This is a genomic window from Pedobacter sp. UYP1 (genome assembly GCF_040547305.1).
Lineage (GTDB): Bacteria > Bacteroidota > Bacteroidia > Sphingobacteriales > Sphingobacteriaceae > Pedobacter.
Map to the genome: position 1 here is coordinate 26,859 of NZ_JBEPPL010000004.1, position 24,643 is coordinate 51,501.

Annotated in this window: 26 protein-coding genes; 16 read left to right on the top strand and 10 right to left on the bottom strand. The window is 39.1% G+C overall.

From position 1 onward, the window contains the following. Window positions 1-5: 5 nt before the first annotated feature. The gene (locus tag ABIB30_RS10235) at window positions 6-899 is read left to right on the top strand and encodes a PorP/SprF family type IX secretion system membrane protein (protein ID WP_354301672.1); all 894 of its coding nucleotides are present in this window, start codon (window positions 6-8) and stop codon (window positions 897-899) included. Here the strand turns inward: ABIB30_RS10235 and ABIB30_RS10240 are convergent. Further along, the gene (locus tag ABIB30_RS10240) at window positions 879-1,256 is read right to left on the bottom strand and encodes a DoxX family protein (RefSeq protein ID WP_354301673.1); all 378 of its coding nucleotides are present in this window, start codon (window positions 1,254-1,256) and stop codon (window positions 879-881) included. The two genes, ABIB30_RS10235 and ABIB30_RS10240, sit on opposite strands and share 21 nt — an antisense overlap. A 203-nt stretch (window positions 1,257-1,459) precedes the next feature. On the opposite strand from ABIB30_RS10240, the gene ABIB30_RS10245 reads away from it, so the two are divergent. The 4 genes from ABIB30_RS10245 (at window position 1,460) to ABIB30_RS10260 (ending at window position 7,602) form a co-directional block, all read left to right on the top strand. Next, entirely contained in the window at window positions 1,460-1,816 is a 357-nt protein-coding gene (locus ABIB30_RS10245) for a hypothetical protein (protein WP_354301675.1), read from the top strand. Between the two features lie 102 nt (window positions 1,817-1,918). Then, window positions 1,919-3,058: an efflux RND transporter periplasmic adaptor subunit gene (locus ABIB30_RS10250; RefSeq protein ID WP_354301677.1), complete on the top strand. Its 1,140-nt coding sequence runs from the start codon at window positions 1,919-1,921 to the stop codon at window positions 3,056-3,058. A gap of 18 nt (window positions 3,059-3,076) precedes the next feature. Beyond that, window positions 3,077-6,196 carry an efflux RND transporter permease subunit gene (locus tag ABIB30_RS10255; protein ID WP_354301678.1) on the top strand — a complete coding sequence of 1,040 codons (3,120 nt, stop codon included), beginning with the start codon at window positions 3,077-3,079 and terminating at the stop codon, window positions 6,194-6,196. A 23-nt stretch (window positions 6,197-6,219) separates the two neighbouring features. Next, window positions 6,220-7,602, top strand: coding sequence for a TolC family protein (locus ABIB30_RS10260; RefSeq protein ID WP_354301680.1), 1,383 nt, complete (start codon window positions 6,220-6,222; stop codon window positions 7,600-7,602). A gap of 4 nt (window positions 7,603-7,606) precedes the next feature. Here ABIB30_RS10260 and ABIB30_RS10265 read toward each other — a convergent pair whose 3' ends face one another. After that, window positions 7,607-8,476 (bottom strand): lysophospholipid acyltransferase family protein, encoded by an 870-nt coding sequence (locus ABIB30_RS10265; protein ID WP_354301682.1) that lies wholly within the window; start codon window positions 8,474-8,476, stop codon window positions 7,607-7,609. Window positions 8,477-8,801: 325 nt separating this feature from the next. Between ABIB30_RS10265 and ABIB30_RS10270 the strand changes: the two genes are divergently transcribed. Further along, on the top strand, window positions 8,802-9,212 hold the full coding sequence (locus ABIB30_RS10270; protein ID WP_354301684.1) for a nuclear transport factor 2 family protein: 411 nt from the start codon (window positions 8,802-8,804) through the stop codon (window positions 9,210-9,212). Window positions 9,213-9,224: 12 nt separating this feature from the next. Here the strand turns inward: ABIB30_RS10270 and ABIB30_RS10275 are convergent, their stop codons facing one another. Then, window positions 9,225-9,923, bottom strand: a complete 699-nt coding sequence (locus tag ABIB30_RS10275; protein WP_354301686.1) for a L,D-transpeptidase family protein — start codon at window positions 9,921-9,923, stop codon at window positions 9,225-9,227. An 87-nt stretch (window positions 9,924-10,010) separates the two neighbouring features. Here ABIB30_RS10275 and ABIB30_RS10280 point away from each other — a divergent pair, with 87 nt between their 5' ends. From ABIB30_RS10280 to ABIB30_RS10305, 6 genes are all read left to right on the top strand, one after another. Then, complete coding sequence (locus ABIB30_RS10280; protein ID WP_354301688.1) at window positions 10,011-10,826, top strand: alpha/beta hydrolase; 816 nt, start codon at window positions 10,011-10,013, stop codon at window positions 10,824-10,826. 11 nt (window positions 10,827-10,837) lie between these two features. Continuing rightward, the gene (locus ABIB30_RS10285) at window positions 10,838-11,308 is read left to right on the top strand and encodes a RidA family protein (protein ID WP_354301690.1); all 471 of its coding nucleotides are present in this window, start codon (window positions 10,838-10,840) and stop codon (window positions 11,306-11,308) included. A gap of 154 nt (window positions 11,309-11,462) precedes the next feature. Next, complete coding sequence (locus ABIB30_RS10290) at window positions 11,463-12,032, top strand: Crp/Fnr family transcriptional regulator (protein WP_354301693.1); 570 nt, start codon at window positions 11,463-11,465, stop codon at window positions 12,030-12,032. Window positions 12,033-12,092: 60 nt separating this feature from the next. Beyond that, window positions 12,093-12,983 carry a pirin family protein gene (locus ABIB30_RS10295; protein ID WP_354301695.1) on the top strand — a complete coding sequence of 297 codons (891 nt, stop codon included), beginning with the start codon at window positions 12,093-12,095 and terminating at the stop codon, window positions 12,981-12,983. A 62-nt stretch (window positions 12,984-13,045) separates the two neighbouring features. After that, window positions 13,046-13,327 carry a GNAT family N-acetyltransferase gene (locus tag ABIB30_RS10300; RefSeq protein ID WP_354301697.1) on the top strand — a complete coding sequence of 94 codons (282 nt, stop codon included), beginning with the start codon at window positions 13,046-13,048 and terminating at the stop codon, window positions 13,325-13,327. Window positions 13,328-13,339: 12 nt separating this feature from the next. Next, a complete protein-coding gene (locus ABIB30_RS10305) occupies window positions 13,340-13,807 on the top strand; it encodes a DUF1572 family protein (protein WP_354301699.1) in 468 nt (155 codons plus the stop codon). Between the two features lie 74 nt (window positions 13,808-13,881). Here the strand turns inward: ABIB30_RS10305 and yiaA are convergent, their stop codons facing one another. Continuing rightward, on the bottom strand, window positions 13,882-14,301 hold the full coding sequence (gene yiaA / locus ABIB30_RS10310) for an inner membrane protein YiaA (RefSeq protein ID WP_354301700.1): 420 nt from the start codon (window positions 14,299-14,301) through the stop codon (window positions 13,882-13,884). 131 nt (window positions 14,302-14,432) lie between these two features. On the opposite strand from yiaA, the gene ABIB30_RS10315 reads away from it, so the two are divergent. After that, a complete protein-coding gene (locus tag ABIB30_RS10315; protein ID WP_354301702.1) occupies window positions 14,433-15,446 on the top strand; it encodes an alpha/beta hydrolase in 1,014 nt (337 codons plus the stop codon). Window positions 15,447-15,574: 128 nt separating this feature from the next. Continuing rightward, window positions 15,575-15,823: a hypothetical protein gene (locus ABIB30_RS10320; RefSeq protein ID WP_354301703.1), complete on the top strand. Its 249-nt coding sequence runs from the start codon at window positions 15,575-15,577 to the stop codon at window positions 15,821-15,823. Here the strand turns inward: ABIB30_RS10320 and ABIB30_RS10325 are convergent. Continuing rightward, complete coding sequence (locus tag ABIB30_RS10325) at window positions 15,810-19,868, bottom strand: CheR family methyltransferase (protein ID WP_354301705.1); 4,059 nt, start codon at window positions 19,866-19,868, stop codon at window positions 15,810-15,812. The two genes, ABIB30_RS10320 and ABIB30_RS10325, sit on opposite strands and share 14 nt — an antisense overlap. A 247-nt stretch (window positions 19,869-20,115) precedes the next feature. Here ABIB30_RS10325 and ABIB30_RS10330 point away from each other — a divergent pair, with 247 nt between their 5' ends. Next, window positions 20,116-20,841, top strand: coding sequence for a M949_RS01915 family surface polysaccharide biosynthesis protein (locus tag ABIB30_RS10330; RefSeq protein ID WP_354301707.1), 726 nt, complete (start codon window positions 20,116-20,118; stop codon window positions 20,839-20,841). A 54-nt stretch (window positions 20,842-20,895) separates the two neighbouring features. On the opposite strand, the gene ABIB30_RS10335 is transcribed toward ABIB30_RS10330, so the two are convergent. The 4 genes from ABIB30_RS10335 to ABIB30_RS10350 form a co-directional block, all read right to left on the bottom strand. After that, entirely contained in the window at window positions 20,896-21,102 is a 207-nt protein-coding gene (locus ABIB30_RS10335) for a hypothetical protein (protein ID WP_068401833.1), read from the bottom strand. Between the two features lie 130 nt (window positions 21,103-21,232). After that, window positions 21,233-21,913, bottom strand: a complete 681-nt coding sequence (locus tag ABIB30_RS10340; RefSeq protein WP_354301710.1) for a type 1 glutamine amidotransferase domain-containing protein — start codon at window positions 21,911-21,913, stop codon at window positions 21,233-21,235. Window positions 21,914-21,924: 11 nt separating this feature from the next. Then, complete coding sequence (locus tag ABIB30_RS10345) at window positions 21,925-22,920, bottom strand: NADP-dependent oxidoreductase (protein WP_354301712.1); 996 nt, start codon at window positions 22,918-22,920, stop codon at window positions 21,925-21,927. Window positions 22,921-23,000: 80 nt separating this feature from the next. After that, a complete protein-coding gene (locus ABIB30_RS10350; RefSeq protein ID WP_354301714.1) occupies window positions 23,001-23,438 on the bottom strand; it encodes a MarR family winged helix-turn-helix transcriptional regulator in 438 nt (145 codons plus the stop codon). Between the two features lie 118 nt (window positions 23,439-23,556). On the opposite strand from ABIB30_RS10350, the gene ABIB30_RS10355 reads away from it, so the two are divergent. After that, entirely contained in the window at window positions 23,557-24,093 is a 537-nt protein-coding gene (locus tag ABIB30_RS10355; RefSeq protein ID WP_354301715.1) for a hypothetical protein, read from the top strand. Here the strand turns inward: ABIB30_RS10355 and ABIB30_RS10360 are convergent. Then, on the bottom strand, window positions 24,090-24,536 hold the full coding sequence (locus ABIB30_RS10360; RefSeq protein ID WP_354301717.1) for a DUF2059 domain-containing protein: 447 nt from the start codon (window positions 24,534-24,536) through the stop codon (window positions 24,090-24,092). The genes ABIB30_RS10355 and ABIB30_RS10360 overlap by 4 nt on opposite strands. Between the last annotated feature and the right edge of the window lie 107 nt (window positions 24,537-24,643).

Here is a 24,643-nt window from a genome sequence, read left to right on the forward strand (position 1 = left end):
AAGTTATGAAAAGGAATCTAGCAATATGGGGATTAATCACGGGGCTGTTTTTATTTACTGCTAAACAGTCTTACGCGCAATTGAATCCACTGGCAGCAATGTATTATCAGAATCAATATCTGGGTAATCCTGCGATGGTTGGAATTGATAGCGGGCTGGCTTTTAATCTGGCTTACCGTGCACAATGGAATGGTGTACCTGGATCACCTGTTACCCAATCGGTAACAGGTAATTATGGGGTTACCGACAGAATGGGATTGGGGATTAATGTGAGTAATGATAAAATAGGTTTGCAGCGCTGGACAAGAGCAGTGGCTTCTTATGCTTATCATTTGCCACTCAATGGAAAAGGTGATCAATTACATTTTGGTTTATCTTTTGGTTTCTCGAATGAGAGATTGAATGAAAATCTGGTGAATGGTGATCCGACTGATGTAGGGATTAGTCAGTATAATCAGCGCTCAACTTATGTTGATGGTGATTTTGGTATTGCTTATACCGCTAGCAGACTTACTTTACAAGCTGCGTTACCTAATCTTAAAAGTGTATTTCATAAAAATGACCTGAATAACTTAGTAGATCAGGCTACTTTCTATACTGCAGCAAGTTACCGGTTGGCAATCAGTGAGGGGCAAGAAGGGGTAGATGTTGAACCTAAAGTAGCCTTAAGGGGAGTAAAGGGATACGATGATATATTTGACGCAGGTGCAAATCTTATTTTTGCCAATAAAAGAGTCAATGTATATGGCCTGTATCACTCGACAAAAAGTTTTACTTTCGGCCTGGGCATGCAGTACCGGGGATTAAACCTGAGTGGTTCTTATACCTCTGGTACTTCAGCATTGCGGGGTTACGTTGATGGTAATTTTGAGCTGAGCTTAAGGATTCGCGTGTTTTAATAGTTTATGATAACATAAATAAGAAATCAGTAAGATCGCAAATGCGATAAGCGGAGTGAATGACATTGCAATAACTCCGTCAATACAGAGGTGGGCTATGAGTGCTGACAGGTAGACAATACCTAAGGCCACATAGCCCCACTCTTTTAAACGCGGTGGTAATTTGGGCAAGAGCAAAATCAACCCTCCGATAAAAGTACCGATGCCGGCCTCCAGATGAAACCAGTATGGGAGTCCTAAATGCTGCGTGCCTTCAAGTGCCATCGGCGTATTCAAGAAGAAAATTCCAGGTAAAATAAACAGTGCCAGCAGTACTGTTGAGATCCAGTAAATGAGTTTAATGCTTTTGATATTCATAACAGATTTGGTTTTTTATAAAATTACACCCAAATTTTCTGAATAAAGCAGGCGTTAAAGACAAATTAAGGGGGGATTTGCGACAATAATAAAAAGGTCGGTTTTGAAACAAAATATATTATTTTTTCGTTTTAGTCTACAGTATTCAAACAGAATTTTTAAATATATTTGAACCTTTCAGACATTATATAGTCTACCCTTTGATGAAAATGCAAAAAGCACTCAATATCTTAATTAAAATTACCCTGATGGTAGTCATTGTTTTTGGCTTAAACGGAAGAGTGATTGCAAGATATGCGGATGGTTTTTTTCACAAAGGTGCTTCTACTGAGATCGGGAATTTAAAAACTCCTATGTGCAGGGCTAAAGTTATGCATTGCAGATTGCTTTGTTTTGAAGAGGATTTTCAACATATTATCTTACCGTCTGCAAATTTTAAGATTGATTTGGTACCACCTGTTCTTGTCGTTGTACAAGCTTACCAGGTATTATATACTACAAAAAGTCTAAGTGGCCATGAATTCCGGCTGCTCCCGCTGCGTGCCCCTCCTTACTGCTAGTATAGGTTAACAGACGGATTCTATTCTTTCTGTTTTTTTTAATTCCAGTTAACTCGTTAAGGGTTAATATGGTTATCTTGTATATGGTCAATTTTATTGACTATGATTCTTTCTGAAGACGACATGAACACTTTCAAAACTCCTTTAGCCATTCTGGCTTCCCTGGTTATCTTTTCCTCTTGTGGAAATAATAAAGGTAAAGATAAGACAGGCGATCAGGTTAAACCCTACCCCGTAATTACGCTCGCTCCCAAAACAGCTGATATCTATTCTGATTATCCTGCAACTATACAGGGAATACAGAATATTGAAATACGTCCAAAAATAGATGGATATGTAGCAGACATTTTTGTTGATGAAGGTGCATCAGTAAAAAAAGGGCAGCTTCTTTTTAGAATTAATGCGCCGCAATATGAACAGGATGTGAAAACAACTGAAGCCAATATCAAAATAGCGCAGGCAGATGTCAATGCAGCAAGGATGAATGTGGACAAGGTAAAGCCATTGGTAGATGAAGATATTGTGAGCCCTTATCAGCTGGAGTCGGCAAAATATACACTCGAATCGAAACAGGGTGCGCTTGCACAGGCCAATGCTGCATTGAATAATGCAAAAACAAATCTGAGCTACACGCAGATTTTTAGTCCTGTTGATGGCGTAATTGGTATCCTTCCTTATAAAATCGGAAGTCTGGTGAGCAGTACTACTGCTAATCCGCTGACTACGGTGTCAAATATTGAAAGTATTTATGCGTATTTCTCGATCAATGAAAGACAGGGCCTTGACTTTTTTCTTGCCGCCAAAGGGGTGACCATGCAGCAAAAACTAACGACGCTGCCTCCGGTTAATTTGGTGCTGGCGAATGGAAATGTGCTGCCGGCTGCGGGAAAAGTGGAAACTGCAAGTGGTTTAATCAATGCACAAACAGGCTCTATTAATATGAGAGCGACTTTTCCTAACCATGATGGACTGGTGCGTAGTGGTAGCAGTGCCGTGGTCAGGATTCCAAGAACAATTAATTCTGCTTTACTGGTGCCACAGAAAGCTACTTACCAGATCCAGGGAAAATTATTTGTTTATGTAGTGGATAAATCAAACAAGGTAAATTCTGTAGAAATTACAACTACAGCCAGTACAGATGATTCTTATGTGATACAGAAAGGGCTGAAAGTGGGTGACAGGGTAGTGGCAGATGGTATTTCAAACCTGAGAGAAGGATTGGAAATTAAACCAACAAATTAATTTAAGAAATATCAGCATATGTTAAAGCTATTTATTGAACGTCCGGTGTTATCAACCGTGGTCTCTATTATTATAGTTACCCTGGGTATACTGGGCTTGGTTTCCCTCCCGATTTCCCAGTATCCTGATATTGCACCTCCAACTGTCCAGGTTTCAGCCAACTACAGCGGTGCAAGTGCCGATGTGGTACTGAAGAGTGTAATTGTGCCGCTTGAACAGCAAATTAATGGGGTTGAAGATATGGATTATATTACCTCGACTGCGGGTAACGATGGGTCAGGAAATATAACTGTAAGTTTTAAAATTGGTAGTGATCCGAATATGGCTGCCGTGAACGTGCAGAATGCTGTTTCCCGTGCTACCCCTTTATTACCTCAGGAAGTAACCAAGGCAGGTGTTACGGTTCAGAAAAAACAAACCAGTACCTTATTGATCTTTTCGGTTTATAGTGATAACCCGGCTTATGATCAGACCTTTCTACAGAATTATGTAGATATTAATATTGTACCAGAGGTGAAAAGGATTCAGGGGGTGGGAGATGCTTCTGCCTCTGGTCAGATGGATTATTCTATGCGGATCTGGCTTAATCCTCAGGCCATGGCTTCTTATGGCTTGGTACCTGCAGATGTTACTGCGGCTCTTTCTGATCAGAATATACAGGCTGCTCCGGGGCAGTTTGGTGAGCGTGGAGGACAAGCCTTTCAATACGTTATTAAATATCCGGGTACACTGGTAGATACTGCGCAGTTTGGAAATATCGTGATCCGTTCCAATGACCGGAGCCGTTTGTTAAGGCTAAAGGATATTGCAAGGATTCAGCTTGGTGCGTTGAGTTATTTTAACAGCACAAGAACTAATGGTCACCCTGCTGTATCTATTAACGTTGCGCAGGTAGCTGGTTCAAATGCCCGTGAAGTAATTCAGCAAACGCTTAAAGTAATGGACAAGGCTTCTAAAACCTTTCCCAAGGGGATACATTACGTCGTCCTGCAGAGTGTAGATGACTTCCTGACGGCCTCCATCGACAAGGTGCTGCATACCTTATTTGAAGCATTTATATTGGTGTTTGTGGTTGTGTTTGTCTTTTTACAAGATTTCCGTTCTACTCTTATTCCGGCTATTTCTGTACCCGTGGCCATTATAGGGACATTTTTCTTTCTGAAGCTATTTGGGTTTACGATTAATTTATTGACACTCTTCGCGCTGATCCTGGCGATTGGTATTGTGGTGGATGATGCAATTGTCGTCGTCGAGGCGGTTCATGCGAAGCTGGACAGCGGGTATACTTCGGCAAAGGAAGCAAGTATTGATGCTTTGGGCGAAATTTCAAGTGCAATCGTTTCTATTACTTTAGTGATGTCTGCTGTATTTATTCCCGTCAGTTTTATTAGTGGGTCATCGGGGGTTTTTTATAAGCAATTTGGGCTTACGCTGGCTATTGCGATCATCTTGTCAGCGATTAATGCGTTAACGCTTAGTCCTGCGCTTTGTGCATTATTTTTAAAGAGTCATCACGAAAAGGGAAAGGCTAAGATGAGTTTTATGGAGAAATTCTATATGGCTTTTAATACTGGTTTTGAACGGATGAGTACTAAGTATGCCAATACAATTGGCTTTTTTAGCAATAAGAAATGGATTCCGCTTTCGATATTGGCTTTCTTTATGGTTGCCTTATTTTTCCTGGCTAAAAATACGGCAACAGGATTTGTACCGAATGAAGATTTGGGCGCAATCAATTGTAATATCAGTTTACCGCCAAGTGCTTCGCTGGAAAGAACAGATATGGTGACCCGTAAAATAGAGAAATTGGCGCATACCATTCCGGAAATCAATAATGTACTGGCCATTACAGGTCGTGGGCAGCTTTCTGGAACAGGTAGTAATTATGCGACCGTAGTGATGCGGCTTATTCCCTGGGATAAGCGGAAAAGAGATGTGCAGGCAATTATCAGTGAGTTGATTAAGAAGTCTTCCGATATTACAGAGGCCGAGGTTAAGTTTTTTGCTCCGGCAACGATACAGGGTTTTGGAACTACGAATGGTTTTGCTTTCCAGTTGCAAGACAGAACTGGTGGTGAAATCCCAGCATTTTATAAAGCAAGTAAAGACTTTTTATCGGCTTTGTCAGAGCGCCCTGAAATACAGTTTGCTACGACCTCTTTTAATCCGAATTTCCCTCAATATCTGATGAATATGAATGTTCCCAAGATCAAAGAGGCTGGGTTGAATGTAGTGGATGTTACTTCTGCGATGCAAGGATACTTTGGAGGGGTTTATGCGTCAAACTTTAACCAGTTCGGACAACAGTTCCGGGTGATGGTACAATCATCGCCTGAATATAGGATGACTCCTGAAAGTTTGAATGGAGTTTTTGTACGTACACCTGATGGACAAATGGTTCCGGTAACGGAGTTTTTTACCTTGACACAAACTTATGGGCCACAGGCGATCACCCGTTTCAATTTGTATAACTCTATCAGTATTAACGGAACACCTAATGCTTCTTATAGTTCGGGACAGGCAATCGCTGCGATACAGGAAGTTGCTGCAAAAACATTACCTGCTGGTTATAGTTACGAATATTCAGGGATTACAAGGGAAGAGCTTGCTGGAAACAGCCAGACAATTTTCATCTTCCTGCTTTGCTTAATCTTTGTTTATTTACTGCTGAGTGCGCAATATGAGAGTTATTTATTGCCCTTATCTATTTTGCTGACCATACCTGTAGGTACTGCGGGAGCTTTTATGTTTGCCCATTTATTTGGCATCAGCAATAATATCTATGTCCAGATTACCCTGGTCATGCTGATCGGATTACTGGCTAAAAATGCGATCCTGATTGTAGAGTTTGCTGTAGAGAGGAGGCGTTCGGGCATGGAGATCGTAGAGGCTGCGGTGAAAGGTGCACAAGCGAGGCTCAGACCTATATTAATGACCTCCTTTGCGTTTATATTAGGACTGGTCCCTTTGATGCTGGCAACTGGTGCCGGAGCAAATGGTAACCGTTCTATTGGTGTTGGAGCTGTTGGCGGGATGTTGATTGGAACAGTCTTCGGGTTGTTTATTACACCGACTTTATTTATTGTGTTTCAAACGCTTCAGGAGAAGTTGAAGAAGAAACCCGATCACAAATTATAATTTAATTACCGGAACTCGTAATTATGAACTCATACTTGAAAATTTATCTGCCTGTCATTGGGTTGATTATTGTATTATTCGCTTCCTGTAAAGTCACTAAGCCTTATCAAAAACCGGCTGTCGATATGGAAGGTTTATACAGAGAACATGTAGCCGCCGATACGGTCACTATTGCAAATCTGCATTGGAAAGAGATGTTTACGGATACTTTATTACAGAAGCTTATTGGTGAAGGTATCCAGCGGAATCTGAATTTACAGGCTGCTTATTCGCGTATTCGTCAATCTAAGGCTTATTTTGAACAAAGTAAAATGGCTTTTTTGCCTTCTTTAAATAGTGATGCAAGTGCAATCGCAACAACTTCTTCCAGTCAGAATGAAGTGAAAAGTGTTATTCCTTACCAGTATCAGGCGGAGCTTACTACAAGCTGGGAAGCTGATTTGTGGGGAAAGCTGAGCAGCGCAAAACGTGCTAATCTGGCTTCTTTATTGCAGGCTGAAGCGAATGCGAGGGCTGTTCAAACTGAACTGGTTGCAAGTATTGCGACCGGTTATTACCGGTTGCTGGCTTTGGATGATCAGCTCTTGATTACCCAGCAAAGTTTAAAAAACTGGCAGAGTACTGTCGATATCATGAAAAAACTGAAAACCGCAGATGTGGTAACTGGTGCGGCAGTGGTACAAAGTGAGTCTAGTAAATATGCTGTCGCAGTTACAATCCCTGATCTGATGCAATCGATCAGGGAGACTGAGAATGGGCTGAACTTATTGCTGGGCAATGTTCCGGGGCCTGTTGCAAGGAGTAAATTTGATCAGATTCATCCGATTACTTTGCTGCAGACAGGTGTTCCTGTACAGTTGTTAGCCAACAGGCCGGATGTACAGGCTGCGGAATATGGTTTTAAAAATGCCTTTGAACTGAGCAATGTTGCGCGGACTTATTTTTATCCTTCGTTAACAATTTCGGCGGGTGGTGGCTATACGAGTTATAGCAGTTTCTTTGGTCCGGGATCATGGATTGGTAGTTTGACTGGCGGTTTAATGCAACCTATATTCAATAAAGGAGCGAATAAAACGAGGTTAAAGGTTGCCCTGGAACAGCAGCAGCAAGCTGTGTTGAGTTTCCAGACTGCAATTTTGACTGCAGGGCAAGAGGTTTCGAATGCGATGTATTCTTACCAGAAGGCTTCAGAAAAGAAAATTACCAGGGCAAGTCAGTTGGAGAACCTGGAAAAATCAGTACAGTATACGCAGGCTTTGGTGAGGTATGGTTCTGCAAATTATACGGAAGTATTAACTGCTCAGCAAAGTTTTCTGGCTGCACAGTTGAGTCAGGTTAATGATCAATTACAACAATTACAGGCTACTGTTTCTTTGTACAGAGCGCTTGGAGGGGGATGGAAGTAACTTGTCAGGCCTTCCATCTTCTGTGAGACCATAACCAGCAGGAAGGATCTGTTTTGATAGTTTGCTGAAGTTGGTTGGCAAAACATTTAGTAATTTCCTGGTTACTGGTTTCTTTTGGAGATTCAGTAATCAGGGAAAAACTTATTTCCCAGCAGTTATCGGGCTTTCTTTTCATCTCCAGGTAAACAACTGCTGAATTGGTGGCAATGGCGAGCTTTTCTGCGCCGTTAAACATATTGGTAGATTGATGCAGAAAATCAAATTTCTCCTGTTCACAACTGCCTGGAAATTGATCGGCAATGAAAATGGACAGTTGTGGTTTATCTTTTTGTTTTAAAAGATGCCTGAGTGCCTGGTTTGCTGGAACAAGCTGCATTCCAAAACGCCCTCTTACGTAATGAACCAGTCTGTTCATCAATGGATTAGAAAGTGGTTTGTAAATTGCATTTACTTTAAAGGGGAGTTGCGCGGGGAGTATGTTTAAGTATTCCCAATTGCCGTAGTGCCCCAGAACAGCAATAATGTTCCTGTTTTGCTGATGGTAGCTAATCAGTAATTCCGTATTGACCAGTTGTACTTTTTTATCCACTTCCTGGCTACTGGCAGAGAAAAGTTTAATGGTTTCAATGGCCATGCTTACCAGATGCCTGTAGAAATCTTTTGCAATTTGCTGGATCTCGTGGTAAGATTTAGTGGGTAATGCTCTGGATAGGTTTTGCAGGACTACACTATAGCGATACCTGAATATCCGGTAGGAAATAAAATAAAGAAATCTTCCAATGGTTAATTTTGCTATGGAATGAGGAAGCAGGCTAACCAGGTAAATCGGGAAGAAGACAAAGGGGTACAGCTGATTGAAAAGTTTATTCTTCACAAGATTCGTGGACAAGTTTTAATAAATAAATAACGATGATGATAGCCAGAACCAGGGCAATCGATAGGAAGCCGCTGAACATAATACATGGGTGAATATGACTTGTCATAAGATTACTAAATTAGGGTGTGAGTTTTGGTTGCAAGAGAACAATTGACCAGCAGGGAACAGGTATTGACGAATAGCTTGTTTGGATGGACAGTCATTTTCTTGTGGTTTATCTTGTGACAACCTGATTTGATTTTACCCTGACTCCGGATTGAAATAAATAATACTATTTTTATAAACTGATGCACGGGGCAGCAAAAATTAATTAACAATAGCTATGGATATCATCGCAGAGGCAACAGCAGAGATTAACCTTTTTATACAAAATATTGGAGAATGGTTTCGCAGTGATGTGGAAGGAAACAAAGCAGCAGAGGATGCGATACTAGATATGTTTCACCCGGATTTTATCATGATTACGCCGGGTGGTGCAGCCGTGAATTTTAAAGAATTATCTGCATGGTTACCTACAGTTTATGGGTTGAAACCCGATATTTCTGTAGAGGTAGAAGACATTAAAGCACAGTATGTACAAGCTGATAGTGTATTGATGACTTACACAGAATTTCAATATAGGGAAGAGGGGGATAATAAAAGAATTGCGACTGCTTTCTTCGTCAGAGCGGAGGACGGAAAGCTGAAATGGCATCATTTGCAAGAAACATGGTCTCCGATAGCAGAGAGGTAGACTGTCGGGCTTTCAGCTCGTAGTTTTAAAATTCTTAAAATTGTCATAAGCCAGTTGTAGTGTCTTCCAGAATATTTTGTGCTGCGGGAAAATGGCTGTTTTTTTGTTCATATTTTCCTTTGTCATTCTAAAAGGAAAAATATGAACAGGAATTTGTACTTGTCCGCCATTACTGGCCTCCACTGAGATTACGTAAACTTCTTTGATCTTATCATCCGTCAAAGGGATGCATCCTACAGTAAGCTGGTTACCATGAATATAAATATCTGACCCAGGGTTTTGCTGACCGCTTCTTAACAGGTCAATTGCATTTGGGTAATTTATTCTTAAGGATAAGTAAAATCTGCTTTCGGGATTAAACCGGTCAATAAAATAGATGCCCTCTGGTGTTTGCAAGTCATCTTTTTTAGTCTTTGGTCCTAAAGTGCCTGAATGTGCACTGAAATCATATGTTCTGAACAGGCTGTATTTAGCCTGATTACTGTTCTTTAACCAGACTTCTAGTTTGCCTTCGCTTTTGTAGGCTTCCAGGTGTACTTCGAATTTATCTTTAAATCCTTTTTGATGCAGTTCTTCTTTTAAACCAGCCCATTTTTGTGCGTATGCAGTTTTTACTCTTTCAAAGGTGAGCTGCTTTTGTTTGAAGGTATTTTGAGCGGATAAAGATGGAGACATCGCAAAGAATAAAATAAAGGTAAAAAGGCTTCTCATCACAAGTTTTATAATTTCCCCGTTTCATCAACATATGTAAATGTTTTGCAGATAAATTAGGCGGTACTTTGTTGCAAATTAAGAAATATGAAACAATTATCAGGGCTTTTAATAGCAATGCTGTTTGCGGGTTCTGCATTTGCAGCAAAAATAGATACCGTATCAGTTTATAGCGAGGCTATGAAAAAAGAGATCCGCTGTGTTTTTATCACGCCTGACCAAACAAAGGAGAGTAAAAAGTTTCCGGTTGTTTATGTACTGCATGGTTACAGTGGGAATGCAATCAGAACTATCAAACAGGATATTCCGGATCTGGCTGCACAGGCAGAAATTTATCAAATGATTTTTGTACTTGCAGATGGTGGTTTTGACAGCTGGTATTTTGATAGTCCGGTTAATGCGCAATTGCGGTATGAAACTTTTGTGAGTAAGGAGCTGATGGGCTACACGGATAAAAATTATCCCTCATTAGCTGTCAGAGAAAAAAGAGCTATTTGTGGGTGGAGTATGGGTGGTCATGGAGCGCTTTTTATCGCTATACGCCATAAAGACTTGTTTGGAGCTGCTGGGAGTATTTGCGGGGCAGTAGATTTCAGACCTTTTGCAAGTGGTTATGGTATTGAAAAAAGCCTTGGTGAATATAATAAGCATCAGAAGGAATGGGAAGCGCATACGGTGAATTATACCGTGTCTTCTTTGAAGAACAATGAATTAAAGCTGATGATTGATTGCGGGATTGATGATCCTTTGCTGGAAGTCAACAGGTCTTTACATCAAAAACTGATCAAACTTAAAATTGCGCATGATTATGCAGAGCGTCCTGGGGCACATGATACTGCTTACTGGTCAAAAGCATCGGCTTTTCAATTGCTGTTTCTGCACAACTATTTTATCCAATCTTAAGCTAAATTATTATGAAAATTATTCAATCGTTATTAATGATGACAACACTAGGTTTATTAACTCAACAAGTGATAGCACAAGAAATTACAAATCCTAAAGGGCTTTATGATCCGCGTCCGCATGGGTATTCTCATGTAGCTACTGTGCCTGCTAATAGTATATTGGTATTTGTTGGCGGACAGGCAGGAACGGACAGTAAAGGAGAATTGAGCGCAGATTTCAGGACACAGGTGAAGTATACTTTTGAAAATCTGGCTATTGCGTTAAAAAGTAAGGGGCTGCAGCTGCAACATATTGCTAAATTGACGACACTGGTCGTCGATTATGATGCAGATAAACACAAAATACTGATTGAAGAAGGTAAAAGAGTCTGGCCTGATGAGCAGTTCCCGGTAAATACGCTAATTCCGGTTCCAAGACTGGCTTTAGATGGGATGTTAATTGAAATTGATGCTACTGCGGTGATGGCTGCGGCTAAGTAATTGAGGATTGGTTTAATTGGTAAGAATTAAATTCAATCTTTGAAAACTGACGTTGAATTAGGTGATGTTTTGACGTTAAATAAGCATTAATGGCTGCGTAACTGGTGTATATCCGGATGAAAAGTATCACCTTTGTATTTAGGTAAATACAAGGATGGATTCATTCGTTAAAGCATTAAACAGTTACGCGCCGTTATCTGCTGCCTGTATAACAGAGGTTGTCAAAATAGTACGGAGTAAGTCCATTCCAAAACATGGCTTTCTACTCAGAGAAGGCAGTGTTCCAAAAACAGTTGCGTTTGTTAAAAAAGGTCTTTTCTCTTATTATTACACTACAGAGGAAGGTAATATTGTCATTAAGAAGTTTTTCGCTGAGCATTCATTTGTTGCTTCTACGTCGGCCATGCTTCAAAAGAAACCCAGTTTGTTTAATATTTGTGCGCTTGAAGATGCAGAGGTGCTGGAATATGATTTCTCTTGTTTTCAGCAGTTGATCGCAAAGTTCCCTGACCTGGCTATGTTCTATATTAACTATATGGAAAGGCATTGGATCGTAGCTAAAGAGGTTTTGGAGATTACTGCAAAGTATCAAAATGCTAAGGAACGTTATTTAACCTTCCAGGTCATGTATCCTGGTCTGAACGAGCGGCTTAAACAGCATCATGTTGCTTCTTATCTCGGAATCACGCCAACGCAGTTGAGCCGTATCAGAAAAGAATTATAGTTTGCGATTTGGGAGGAAACAATTAATCCTATCTTAGTTCTGTTAAAAAACAAGATTAAGATGTCAAATATTAAACTGATTATAGAAGAAAGAGCAAGCAATATTGGCAATTTTATGGTAGGCAGGTTGCTACCTTTTCGGGAGAAAAGAATGGTAGGCCCGTTTTCTTTTATTGATCATATGGGCCCGGTGTGTTTAAGTGATCATGAAAATCTGGATGTACCTCCTCATCCGCATATTGGCCTTTCGACATTGACTTATCTTTTTGAAGGCAGTATTATGCACAAAGATAGTTTAGGCAATGAAGTGGAAATTAAGCCGGGTCAGGTAAACTGGATGACAGCAGGTAGTGGAATTGTGCATTCAGAACGTACACCGGCGTATTTGCGGCACTCAGATAAAATGTTGCATGGACTCCAGATTTGGGTAGCTCTGCCGAAAGATAAGGAAGAAATGGCTCCGGAGTTTTATCATATTGAAGAAAATGAAATGCCGGTATGGGAAACTGGTGAGGTTTCTTTTAAGCTGATTGCCGGAGAGGCCTTCGGCAAAAAATCTCCTGTACCTGTTTTTAGTCCGTTGTATTTTCTGGAATTGAAAACAACTACCCGCCAGACTGTTAAAATTGGTGAATACCTTTATGGTGAAAGTGCTTTATATATCCTTGAAGGAGCTATTGAAAGTGAAGGAAATGTTTATGGGCCAAAACAAATACTGATTGCTAAAGACAGTCAGCTTTGTGAATTTGAAATGCAGGAAAATACGACCGTATATATTTTTGGTGGGGAGCCATTTCCAGAAGAAAGATTTATTTACTGGAATTTTGTGGCTTCCAGCAAAGAAAGGATCGAACAGGCAAAAATGCATTGGCTTGAACAGTCATTTCCTCCGGTTCCGGGCGAAACAGAGTTTGTCCCTCTTCCAGAACAGGGAAAACAGATCAGGCCTTAGTATTGTCATTAGCTTAAATAGCTTCGGACATGAAATAAATTCAGTTATAGAAAACAAACGAGATGAATATTGAACAGACTAACGACGAGAAAAAGGGCCTTTTTAAAGCGATTGAAGATGGAAAACTGGCTGGAGAAATGACTTATGTATGGGCTGGGCCGGATAAGCTTATTATTGACTATACTGAAGTAAGTCCTGATTTTTCAGGAAAAGGAGTGGGCAAAAAACTGGTAATGGAGGCTGTGGAATATGCAAGGGCCAAACATGTGAAAATCCTGCCTTTATGTCCTTTTGCAAAGAGTGTTTTTGATAAGAATCCAGATTTACAGGACGTCCTGTTTTAAAAATAAAACGAAATGAATACTGAATTTTATACGCAATTATATAAACGTGATCTGATCAGAGTTACTGAGGAATTGAAAAAGTATCCTGATGATCAGTCTTTATGGGAAGTATTGCCAGGAACAACCAATTCTGGTGGTCATCTATTACAACATTTGATTGGTAATCTGAAAGCCTTTGTCGGCAATCCGTTCGGACATATCAATTATGAAAGAAACCGGGATGCGGAGTTTAATGACCGGTTGTTTACGCAGGATGAATTGATAGTAGCGTTTGATCAATTGCAGGAGGTTATTGCTGGTGCGATTTCATCGCTGACAGATCAGGCTTTGAATGACAGTTATCCCGCAGAAATAAAGTTGGTTAATGAGCAGCAGACTGTTGAATATGTTTTAATCCATCTTTTAGCTCATTTATCTTATCACACCGGGCAGATTAATTATCACAGACGTTATTTTACGACGCTGAAAGAATCGGTTTAACCGATGTGCTATAAAAAGAAGACCTGAATTTTATAAAGGAATGAAAAAGTCTTTATAGAATTCAGGTCTTTTAATTAGAAATTAGTAGTGTCGTTAGTTGTTTTAGGCTCAGCTCCAAGACTGTCCCTGGTATTCTTCTGTACAGCAATAGCTGCGAAGATTGTTAACACAAATGACATCGCATAAAATCCTTTTTCACTTAAAGCCAGTGTTGCGTTCCACAAGCCTATTGACAGTAATGCAAGTGAAAGTATAGTACAGAACCAGGCTATTCCATAATAAATATTGGTTACCGGAATTCCTTCCAGGCGGTCGCGTACACATTTTTGTACGGATATAGCAGCAAAGACGCCTAAAATAAGGATGGTAAAGTAATATCCTTTTTCATTCAATAACATTGTTGCATTGAAAAGGCCGATGTTATAGGCTGCGAATCCTACCATTAAAGCTACCCAGGAAGCTCCTATAAATGCATTCGATGGTTTTTGGTTCATTGATCGTGAGATGATAATTGTTGATAATTCTAAGTTAATTAAACAAGTATAATTAATTGTCACTATATCTGACAGGTTTAATTATAATAAATTAAAAATGCTAATTTTGGTACGGTCACAAAACGCTTGTTATGAAAATCCTTATAGGTCTGGGAGTGCTGATACTTCTGCTGGTAGTTGTTTATTTTTCAGGCCCTAAGCCTGTTACTCCTGTTTATGTAAATACATTGCCAGAAGTCCCGGGTCAGCTTACGGAGCTGGATACCTATATTAATCAAAGGGAAGCAAAACTTCCTGTGAAAACGGCTAATGAAGCAAGAATTGTCTGGGCTGACAGTACGCATAAAGAGCAAACTGAATATGCGCTGGTATATTTGCATGGATTTACTGCAAGTCAGGGTGAAGGAGATCCTGTGCACCGCGATTTTGCCCGGAAATTTGGTTGTAACCTTTATCTGGCCAGACTAGCCGGACATGGGCTGAAAGGCAAGGACGCCATGCTTGAGTTTACACCAGAGAAACTATGGGCCTCTACCCTTGAAGCTTATGCGATTGGTAAAAAATTGGGTAAAAAGGTGATCATCATGGGAACTTCTACTGGAGGTGCATTAGCGCTGAGGTTAGCTGCAAACTTTCCTGAAATTAAAGGAGTTATTCTTTATTCCCCTAATATTGCCATCAATGATGGTTCTGCCTGGTTAACTAATAAGCCATGGGGGCTCCAGTTGATCCGAAAGGTAATGGGAGGTATGTATTCAAAAAAGACTGCTGATACAGATCCAAAAGTACTGCAGTACTGGTATAGTCAGTATCGTCTGGAGGCTGTTCCGCAATTACAGGAATTTATAGAAACGTCTAATACGAAGCAGACTTATGAACAGGTCAGACAACCAGTTTTAATGCTGTATTATTATAAGAATGAACAGCATCAGGATAAAACAGTAAAGGTTGATGCGATGTTGAATATGTTTGAAGAATTGGGTACGCCTGCTGCACTTAAAATAAAATCGGCAATTCCTGAAGCTGGAACTCATGTTATTGGTTCTCCATTATTGAGCAAAGGCGTTCGGAGTGTGGAATCGAAGACTTTTAACTTTGCCATTACTATATTAGGAATGAAAGTTGTTCCTGTTGCTGGAAAGTGATAAAAAAGTCTATTTTTTTGACATTAACGTTAAGTTGATGTAGGCTAAATGGTAGTTGGTGTAGTAAATTTTTTTATCTGCTTTATTATATAAATATTTATCGAACAATGAATATTTATATAATAAGTATGAGACTTTTACTGATGTTGTTTGCTTTAATGGTATTTATCAGCGCAGGATGCAAACAAACGACCGATTCTTTTACCTTTGATAGTGTAGTTGGAATGGCTTATTCAAATCTGACCACGATAAACAAGATGGATACTACAGGTAAAATTGAAAAGTCGAAAAGTTTTAAGCCAGTTAAACCAAAAAAAGAAAGCAAAAAAACTGATTCCTGTAATAATAAGATTAATTGCTATCTCAGGGTAATGTAAACCAGAAAGAAGTGCCTTTACCGACTTCACTGTCCACACCAATATTGCCACCATGACGTTTAATAATCTCTGAACAGATATAAAGACCTAAGCCAAGGCCGGAATATTGTCCCCCCTGATAGTCTGTACGGTAATAGCGGTCAAATAGATAAAGTCTTTTCTCTTCAGGAATACCAGGGCCACCATCCTTTATGGATACTTTGGTCATCCCATTTTCTTTAGAGATAATCATGTAAATGTTTTTGGAAAGCGGTGCGTATTTAACTGCATTATTCACAAAATTGACTACAACCTGGTCTATTCTGTTTTCATCGGCAAAGACTTCAATAGTTTCATCGCCCTGTACGATGAGTTCATGTTTGCCGCCTATCCTGACGTGCGAGCAACATGCATTGAGTAAGGCAGCTATATTAAAAGTAGATTTATTCAATTCGATCTGTCCTTCATTGAGCCGGGTTACATTTAATAAATCATCAATCAGGCTGGTTACTTTTTCCATACTCCTGGTAGATTGGTCTAACAAAATAGGAAGCATGGTAGGGGATGGGTTATCTTTCATCCGCACTAACAATTGCAGGGCCGCTTTAAGACTGGTGATAGGCGTCTTCAGTTCGTGACTTGCAATACTTATAAATTCATCTTTTTTTAGTAGAAGTTCTTTAGTGTTTTCTTCCTGCGTTTTCTCGATGGAAATATCCAGCACGGTTCCAATGAAACGTATAGCTTGATTTTTACTGTTGAAATAAGCTTTACCTTTTGATTTTATCCAGCGTTGTTTTTGATCCTTTGATCTGAGAGAGCGGTATTCGGTATTAAATTCTCCATCAGATATACCCTTTAGGGCTTCATCCATTTTTTGTTCGACCATTACACGGTCTTCCGGAGCAATATGAGCCATAAAAATAGATTGGTCAATGTAGTCACCCGGTGCGAGCCCAAATAATTCTTTGCAGCGGTTATCCCAAATGAGCTCATTAGTAGAAGGATTAAAATCCCAGGCCCCTATACCTGCTGATTCAATCGCAAACTGTAATCTTTCCTTACTTTCTTCTAATAATCGCTCTGCTTCTGCAAGTCCTTCTTCTACTTTTCTTTTGTCCGTTATATCATGGATGGCCAATAAGATTAATTTCTCCTGATTGTGTGTGTCAAATTGTCTGGCAGTTAAACGCATAATTCTGCGTCCAATCTGATGAAATACATGATCGACTTCGAAGGCTTTGAAATGGCCTTCCTGCGGCAAAATATTATCTAACTGAAAACGCAGCGCAGCAATATCCCACTGTTTATTTCCAAGGTCATATAAAAATACACCCTGGGTTTCTTCTTCTTTTACTTTAAACATGTGAAAAAAGCCTTCAGATGCGCGTAATACCTTAAGTTCTTTATCCAGAATGACAAGAGGATCGTGTATGGTGTTGAATATTTCTTCAGTATATCTTTTGGAGTTGTTTAACTGCTCGTTGCGCTCCAGGAGTTCGGCATTGACTTCCGTGATTTGTTCATTTTTTTTAAGCAGATCTTCATTACTGATTACTATTTTGGAAGATAAACTTTTTAATTCTGTAATGTCATAAAAGCTGATAATTGCTCCACTTGCTTTTGTACTGTTTTTTCTGATATAAGGCATGGTCATGATCTGATAGATCTTTCCTTTTTCAGATTTTGCCTCGCGTACAATTGTGTTGTTGATGAACATTACTTCTTTGATATCGTCTATCCATCCATCCATCTTAATATTGGTCGTGATATTGCTCAATGGGCGTCCAATATCACTATCACGGATGTTAATATGCTCAACTGCTGCCGGTGAGAATTTTTTAAGCAATAGATCGTGGTCTACAAATAATTGTCCGTTTGAATTGCTGCGGAAATAATTGTTCAGGTCATCGTTTAATTCTGCAAGTTCGGCGTTCGTGTAATGTTGCTCTTTGTTTATAGTTTGTAGTTCCTCATTTAAAGATTGTAATTCTTCATTCGCGCTTTGCATTTCTTCATTGGCAGATAAAAGCTCTTCGTTAAAAGACTGCATGTTTTCATTGGAAGAAGCGATCCAGTCATGTGCCACTTCCAGCTGATGTTTTGATTCTGCAAGTTCATTTTCCAGGTTAGTTACATATTCTGTAGTCAGTTGAGAAACGTTATTATCAAGTACATGACTATCCATGTCTTTCTTGTTTTTTTTATCTAAAAACAAGACCAGTAACAATTTTGTGGTGGATTTAGCCATCAGAAAGGGTTTAATCACCAGATCAACCATACGATTTAACGGTTCGTCTTTAAGCTCAAATTCAAGGTTTTTAAGTACAACTCTTTGATTTAGTTTGAGGGATTTGTGAGCGGCTGCCTTAAAAGCAATTGCTATGTGGTCAGGAATCAGCTCATTGAGGTCAAAGTTGAAAAGTTCATTTTTGAGATAAACTGCCGGATCACCAAAAGAGTAAATAACCTTTAAATTTTCATCTGTACAAACACCTCTGAATCCTGATTCCTCTAATAGTGCTTTATTGATCTCATCCGTAGCAGCTAATTTTGACAAAGGGGCTATAGTTTTCTTGCTGATTTCCATTGTGGTATTTTTTATTCCTTCAATAACTGGTGATGGGAATATATCGAAGCGGATAGTGCTTCCATTTTTATTGCGTTTGAGTATATTCCATTTGTTGCTGATTTCCGAAAAGTTATTTTGCAAAACTGCAGCACTTTCGCTTGGCCCTAAAAATAGATAACCATCTTTTTTTAAGCCAAAATACATCATAGAAAATACTTTTTTCTGCAAAGTGGCATTCATGTAGATTAACAGATTGCGGCAACTAATCAGGTCAATATTACAATATGGAGGGTTTTTAGCCAGATCATGATGTGCAAAAATAAGCATTTTCCTGATCTCCGGTTTGATCTTATAATGTTCTCCTTCCCGGTTGAAGAATTTCAATCTGTCTGGCCTTATACTTTTGACCAGGGCTGCTGTATAAACTCCTTTTGAGGCAAATTCCAAAGAAGATTTACTAATATCGGTTGCGAAAATTTTCACCTCTGTCAGCTGTTGTTTCTGATCTAAATATTCTCTTAATAATATGGCTAAGGAGTAAGCTTCTTCGCCGGTTGCACAACCAGCAACCCATATTTTAATAATATCTCCGGGGTTTTTATTATTGACAATATCCGTGATTACTTTTTCTTCAATAGTAGTGAAAGCCTCCGGATCTCTGAAAAAGCTGGTTACTCCGATTAAGAAGTCATTGGCAAGCAACTCTATTTCTTCAGGATTTTGCTGTAAAAAAGTATAGTAATTGGTAACATCTTCAATATGATGTTGTTCCATCCTCCTTTTGATTCTGCGTAATATAGTGGGATGCTTATAATTTGTAAAGTCAAAAGGCAGGGTTTGTTTGATTAAATTAATAATTTCTATATGCCCGTTTTCACTGATTTCCTGCTCTTTAGGGAAGGTTGGTTCTCTTGATTCTCCTTTGTTTACATAATCCTCTATAATTTTAGGCATTTCTTTGGGAGATAGTATATTATCTGCAACTGAAGCAGTAATGACTGCCATTGGCATTTGTTTATATGCGGCAGTTCCGGGATCCTGAACTATAACGATACCGCCCGCTTTCCTAATGGCTTCCGCTCCTTTTGTACCGTCATTTCCGTTGCCGGATAAGATGACTGCTATAGCTTTATCTCCCTGTTCTTTTGCCAGGGAAATGAAGAAATGGTCAATGGTCATATGAGGCCTCGGCTTATCTTTTTTCTCGGATAAAATAAGCCTTCCGTTCTCGATCTGCATAAAATCAGAACTTGGTATCAGATATACTTTATTAGATTCTATTTCAATATCATTCGTTGCTTCTATGATATGCAGTTTACTGTGTCTGCTGAGTAATTGCACCATCTGACTTTTAAAATCAGGAGATAGATGCTGGATTACAATATAAGATACTGCATCTAGCGGCGTATAGTCAAAGAATGAGGAAATCGCTTCAAGACCACCGGCAGATGCTCCAATGGCTATAATATATTGCTTACTGGAATTTATAGCCATGGTAGAAAAATATCGGGGAGAACGGTGTTGATGTACCCAAATGTAAACAATAATAGCGGTTGATTTTTTTGTTATTTCCCGGATTTGAGTAGTTGTAGTATTGATTGGGGTAAATATGTTGCGATTTTATAGGCTTTCGCTCTCCGAATAAGTAAAATATACTAAAAAGCTGCTTGTGAATAAATTGTTCCGGCAGATGCGCGCAGTTTTTTCTGAGTATGCAGATTAAATTATAGCTTTATGGGCTATGAACAGACCGCTTTCTTCCGTTTTGAGTGCTGGCTTACGTGCTGGCGCTGTAGTTGTACTTATCCTTTTATTGTATGCTTGCAGTCGTTTAAATACTGCTGACAATAAGGATAATGTTTCTAAAAATGACAGTTCGCTTGTTGATCCTGGTCAAAAGAAATCTGCTGAAATTGAAAGTGATACCTTAAAATCTGCAGATTTGCCTGCTATTATTGTGTATCAAGGGAAACCTGTTAAAGTGATGAGCTGGAAAGATAAATTGGGCGACAATCTTTTGCTGCTTACTGAAACTGGTGAGTTCGCCTCAGCAGATTCGGCAGAATTTTCAGATAACAGAGATTCGGAGCTACATGTTTATCACTATGTGAGGCAGGGTACTGCATGGACTAAAATCGCCACTGTAAATGATCAGATCAACTCCTGTCCGGTAGATATTGTAACCAGGTTTATTCCTGGCGCTTTGTTTATTACTGACCTCAATGCGGATGGGGTTGCTGAATGTACTTTTGCTTATCATTTAACTTGTACGGGTGGAGTTGATAATAAAGTGATGAAATTGATTATGCTGGAGAATAAGAATAAATATGTGATCAGAGGAACAACTTCTGTGAATATTGGCGGGGAAATTCCAGGAACGATGAAATATGAAGCAGGAATCCCTGAACGTTTTAAGGTTTTTATGATTGCAAAATGGAAGGCGTTTGAAAGGGAACATTATAATTAATGCGCTAAATCTGCTGCATAAAAAAAGAGTGCTCATTTGAGCACTCTTTTTTATTTATGGTTTGACTTCCGTGTAGGGGTCAAGCTCTGAATTGTATTTCTGTTCTATATCATCTTTAAAGCGTTTAGCTTTATCCACCCATTCAGGAGCTTTATCCTGAAGATCGTCGACTATAGATCTGCCAAAGGCATCTTTCTTTGTTATATACTTAATTGCACCGTAAACTGCGGCTCCAATTAACGCTGTTTTTAATAATCCCATTCCTTTTAATTGTTGATATATCTAAGTAACAGTATACTACAGGAAATGTTTAGAAAAATATATTCCGCACGTTCAGGATGGAGTATTTATCGGAGCGTTTACTTTTTGGAGTGGATTAAATAGAATCAAGCTATTTTTTTAGTGCTTTTAATAATTCTAAAGCTGCTTCTTGTGAGGAACCTGGGTTCTGACCGGTAATTAATAAACCATCTTTTTTTACATATGGGCCCCAATCAGCACCTTTACTATAGACTCCGCCTAATCTTTTCAATTCATCTTCCAATAAGAATGGAACGACATCAGTCAGTTGAACAGCATCTTCTTCAGAATTGGAAAAGCCAGTTACCTGTTTACCTTTAACCAGAGGATCACCATTTTCATCCTTAACTTTTACTAAAGCTGCTGGTGCATGACAAACCAGGGCAATTGGTTTTTGTTGTTGAAGAAAGGTTTCTATCAATTGAATAGAAGTCGTATCATTTGCAAGATCCCACATTGGTCCATGGCCACCTGGGTAAAATACAGCGTCGTAGTCAGCTGCATTCACTTCGCTTAATTTTATAGTTTGTGCTAATCTGTCTTGTAGCTCAGTATCCTTATCAAAGCGGTGAGTTGCTTCGGTCTGGAAATCAGGTAATTCGCTTTTAGGATCAATAGGTGGCTGACCGCCTTTTGGAGATGTTAATGTCAATTCAGCGCCTGCGTCTGCCAGTACGTAATAAGGTGCTGCAAATTCTTCTACCCAAAAACCGGTTTTTTCACCTGTGTTACCTAATTCACTGTGTGAGGTTAATACAATTAAAACTTTCATGATATTTATTTTTAGATTTTTACGACCATTTTACCTTCATTCTTACCTTCAAAAAGATCCATAAAGGCTCCCGGAATATTATTGAATCCTTCAACAACAGTCTCGGTATATTTTAATTTATCTTCTTTCAGCCATTTTGATAGTTGTGTAATTGCTTCTTGTGATTTAGCAGCAAATTCTGACACAATAAATCCACGCATTAATACACTTCTGGTCACCAGAATTGGTTGTAACCTTGGCCCCATCGGTGCCTCTGTTGTATTGTACAAAGAGATAGCACCGCATACTGGAACACGCGCAAATCTGTTAAGATTTGCCATAACTGCATCAGAAATGTCACCGCCTACATTGTCGAAATAGATATCTACCCCATCCGGACATGCAGCTGCAATGGCTTCTTTCATATCTGTTGTTGTTTTATAATTGATCGCTTCATCAAAGCCAAAACGGTTTTTTAGAAGTGCTATTTTTTCATCAGTTCCGGCAATTCCAACTACCCGCAGACCTAGTATTTTACCAATTTGTCCGACAATACTTCCTACCGCACCAGCGGCACCTGAAATAACCAGTGTTTCGCCTGCTTTTGGTTGACCGATTTCTGTTAAGCCGAGGTAAGCGGTTAAACCGGTCATGCCTAATGCACCGAGGTAGGCAGTCAGGGGGGCTGCTTCAGGATCAACTTTTGAAAGACCTTTTCCGGTAGAAACCTGAAATTCTTTCCAGGCTAAACCGCCGGAAACAAAGTCGCCTTTAGCAAATCCGGCATGTTTAGATTCGACAACTTCAGCAATAATACCGGATTGAACAGGTTCATGTAGTTGAAAAGGGGGTACATATGATTTTGAATCGTTCATCCTGCCTCTCAGATAGGGATCAACAGATACATATAGCGTTTTTAACAAGACTTCATTTTCACCTGCTACTGGTATAGGTTCAGTGACAAATTTAAAGTTGTCAAGCTGTGGTTTTCCAACAGGTCTGCTATTTAAAGTGATTACATTATTCATAGTTACTTGTATTAATTCAATTATTCTATTTATTATCCCCCTGGATTTATAATCCATGGATTATATTTAGGTAAATTTTTTTAAGGCCGCATTTTTTCTAAAAGTTCATTTAATAAATCTGCGTTTTCGTCGCTGATACCGACAGAAATATTGTTTAAGATCTGCCTTCCTTGTATTCTTAGTTCTTCTCCAGCAGGAGTCAGTTTAACATAAACAACGCGTTGATCGGAAAGGTTTCGTTCTTTTTGAATTAATCCTTTTTCCATTAATTTGTTTAATAGCCTTGATACATTTGGCATCCGGTCAATTAAACGGTCTTTGATTAGATTAACTGTTGCGGTGTGCGCTGGCTGCCCATTTAAAATACTCAGCACATTGAATTGCTGAAGAGACAGGCCTGTTGGTTTTAAAGAAACAGAAATCTTGTTTAAAATCCAGTTGGCGGTGAAGATGATATTGGTACTCACTCTTTGTTGAGCACTAAAAAACTGATGTTGTAATTCATCTTCGATCTTCATGAAACAAATATATATACCATGGATGATACTTTGGTTGGAAAATTGGGTTTTTTACATTGTATTGATGTTTCCGGGAAGGTAAATCCTTATTTTTAACTATGAAATTGATGGATTGAAGATGAGCCCGAATGATTTAAGCCTGGATTATGATGGAAATAATGTGTGTATTACGGTTAAGAGCCGGATAGGTATGACGCACCGGATTCTTTTAATCAGTAGTAACCTGGCTTTTTTAGGAATGGCAGTTCTTGCTGTGTTTTTCCGGATGCCTGCAGTGGCTTTTGCGGGTATTCTGTTTTTAGCTTTCTTTTTACGGCATAGCTTGTGGAAGCTTTACGGAAGAGAGCGCTTGATAATCAATAAAAGACTGGTCACTTATAGCCATAGCTGTCTTTTCTTTAAAACGAATTTACAAACCAGACAGGTAGGTAAAAAAATAACGGTAATTCCTTATGAGTTGTATGGACAACGTACACCGAAAATGGTTAATGTGATTTTTGAAACTTGTAACGTTAACAATGTTCCTGAAAACATTTATGAATTCTCTCTGCCTGTCCAGGTAGATCAGGCAGAGATGATCAGTTATATGCTCAGTCTTTTATACTTGAATAAGGTGAGCTTTGATTTTAACAAGACTAAGATCTGTCTGAATTAATTTCCTTTTTCTTCGATCTTTTTAGCGAATTCTTCTCCAATTTTCTGACCCCATACTTGTCCGGCCTGCATGGATTCTTGTGTAATGGCAGGAGTTTTTTGTGCAAATCTTTTTCCGGTTGGGGTCTGATAAAATGCAGTCATGTTATTGATATCTTCCAGTGACAAATGTTTTTGATAAACTGGTAACAACAAATCTAAAAGTTCTTCGATGCCGACTTTGCGAAAAGTCTCGCCAAGCCCATCCCATATTTCCTGTTTTACTTCTGGTCTTTCTGCTTTATAATTGCTGACCATCTGATCAATTACGGTCTTAAAAGTTTGCTCAGATCCATTAGCAATCATCATCTTTTTGAAACTTTCTCTGTAAGTAGCTTTATCCTGGCTAAATGATAAAGTAGCGGTGAATAAAATAAATGTGAATAACAGGATGATTTTCTTCATGTTGTTGATTGTATTTTTAATTGGTAATTCTTTAAGTGATTTTTCGTGCAATGTTAGTGAAAATAACGCTTAATTGGTGCTTTAACTTTCTGTTAACAATTTGCTAT

Coding starts and splice junctions, on each gene's coding strand:
- ABIB30_RS10235 (WP_354301672.1), top strand. CDS start 6: ATGAAAAGGAATCTAGCAATATGGGGATTAATCACGGGGCTGTTTTTA.
- ABIB30_RS10240 (WP_354301673.1), bottom strand. CDS start 1,256: ATGAATATCAAAAGCATTAAACTCATTTACTGGATCTCAACAGTACTG.
- ABIB30_RS10245 (WP_354301675.1), top strand. CDS start 1,460: ATGAAAATGCAAAAAGCACTCAATATCTTAATTAAAATTACCCTGATG.
- ABIB30_RS10250 (WP_354301677.1), top strand. CDS start 1,919: ATGATTCTTTCTGAAGACGACATGAACACTTTCAAAACTCCTTTAGCC.
- ABIB30_RS10255 (WP_354301678.1), top strand. CDS start 3,077: ATGTTAAAGCTATTTATTGAACGTCCGGTGTTATCAACCGTGGTCTCT.
- ABIB30_RS10260 (WP_354301680.1), top strand. CDS start 6,220: ATGAACTCATACTTGAAAATTTATCTGCCTGTCATTGGGTTGATTATT.
- ABIB30_RS10270 (WP_354301684.1), top strand. CDS start 8,802: ATGGATATCATCGCAGAGGCAACAGCAGAGATTAACCTTTTTATACAA.
- ABIB30_RS10275 (WP_354301686.1), bottom strand. CDS start 9,923: ATGAGAAGCCTTTTTACCTTTATTTTATTCTTTGCGATGTCTCCATCT.
- ABIB30_RS10280 (WP_354301688.1), top strand. CDS start 10,011: ATGAAACAATTATCAGGGCTTTTAATAGCAATGCTGTTTGCGGGTTCT.
- ABIB30_RS10285 (WP_354301690.1), top strand. CDS start 10,838: ATGAAAATTATTCAATCGTTATTAATGATGACAACACTAGGTTTATTA.
- ABIB30_RS10290 (WP_354301693.1), top strand. CDS start 11,463: ATGGATTCATTCGTTAAAGCATTAAACAGTTACGCGCCGTTATCTGCT.
- ABIB30_RS10295 (WP_354301695.1), top strand. CDS start 12,093: ATGTCAAATATTAAACTGATTATAGAAGAAAGAGCAAGCAATATTGGC.
- ABIB30_RS10300 (WP_354301697.1), top strand. CDS start 13,046: ATGAATATTGAACAGACTAACGACGAGAAAAAGGGCCTTTTTAAAGCG.
- ABIB30_RS10305 (WP_354301699.1), top strand. CDS start 13,340: ATGAATACTGAATTTTATACGCAATTATATAAACGTGATCTGATCAGA.
- yiaA (WP_354301700.1), bottom strand. CDS start 14,301: ATGAACCAAAAACCATCGAATGCATTTATAGGAGCTTCCTGGGTAGCT.
- ABIB30_RS10315 (WP_354301702.1), top strand. CDS start 14,433: ATGAAAATCCTTATAGGTCTGGGAGTGCTGATACTTCTGCTGGTAGTT.
- ABIB30_RS10320 (WP_354301703.1), top strand. CDS start 15,575: ATGAGACTTTTACTGATGTTGTTTGCTTTAATGGTATTTATCAGCGCA.
- ABIB30_RS10325 (WP_354301705.1), bottom strand. CDS start 19,868: ATGGCTATAAATTCCAGTAAGCAATATATTATAGCCATTGGAGCATCT.
- ABIB30_RS10330 (WP_354301707.1), top strand. CDS start 20,116: ATGAACAGACCGCTTTCTTCCGTTTTGAGTGCTGGCTTACGTGCTGGC.
- ABIB30_RS10335 (WP_068401833.1), bottom strand. CDS start 21,102: ATGGGATTATTAAAAACAGCGTTAATTGGAGCCGCAGTTTACGGTGCA.
- ABIB30_RS10340 (WP_354301710.1), bottom strand. CDS start 21,913: ATGAAAGTTTTAATTGTATTAACCTCACACAGTGAATTAGGTAACACA.
- ABIB30_RS10345 (WP_354301712.1), bottom strand. CDS start 22,920: ATGAATAATGTAATCACTTTAAATAGCAGACCTGTTGGAAAACCACAG.
- ABIB30_RS10350 (WP_354301714.1), bottom strand. CDS start 23,438: ATGAAGATCGAAGATGAATTACAACATCAGTTTTTTAGTGCTCAACAA.
- ABIB30_RS10355 (WP_354301715.1), top strand. CDS start 23,557: ATGAGCCCGAATGATTTAAGCCTGGATTATGATGGAAATAATGTGTGT.
- ABIB30_RS10360 (WP_354301717.1), bottom strand. CDS start 24,536: ATGAAGAAAATCATCCTGTTATTCACATTTATTTTATTCACCGCTACT.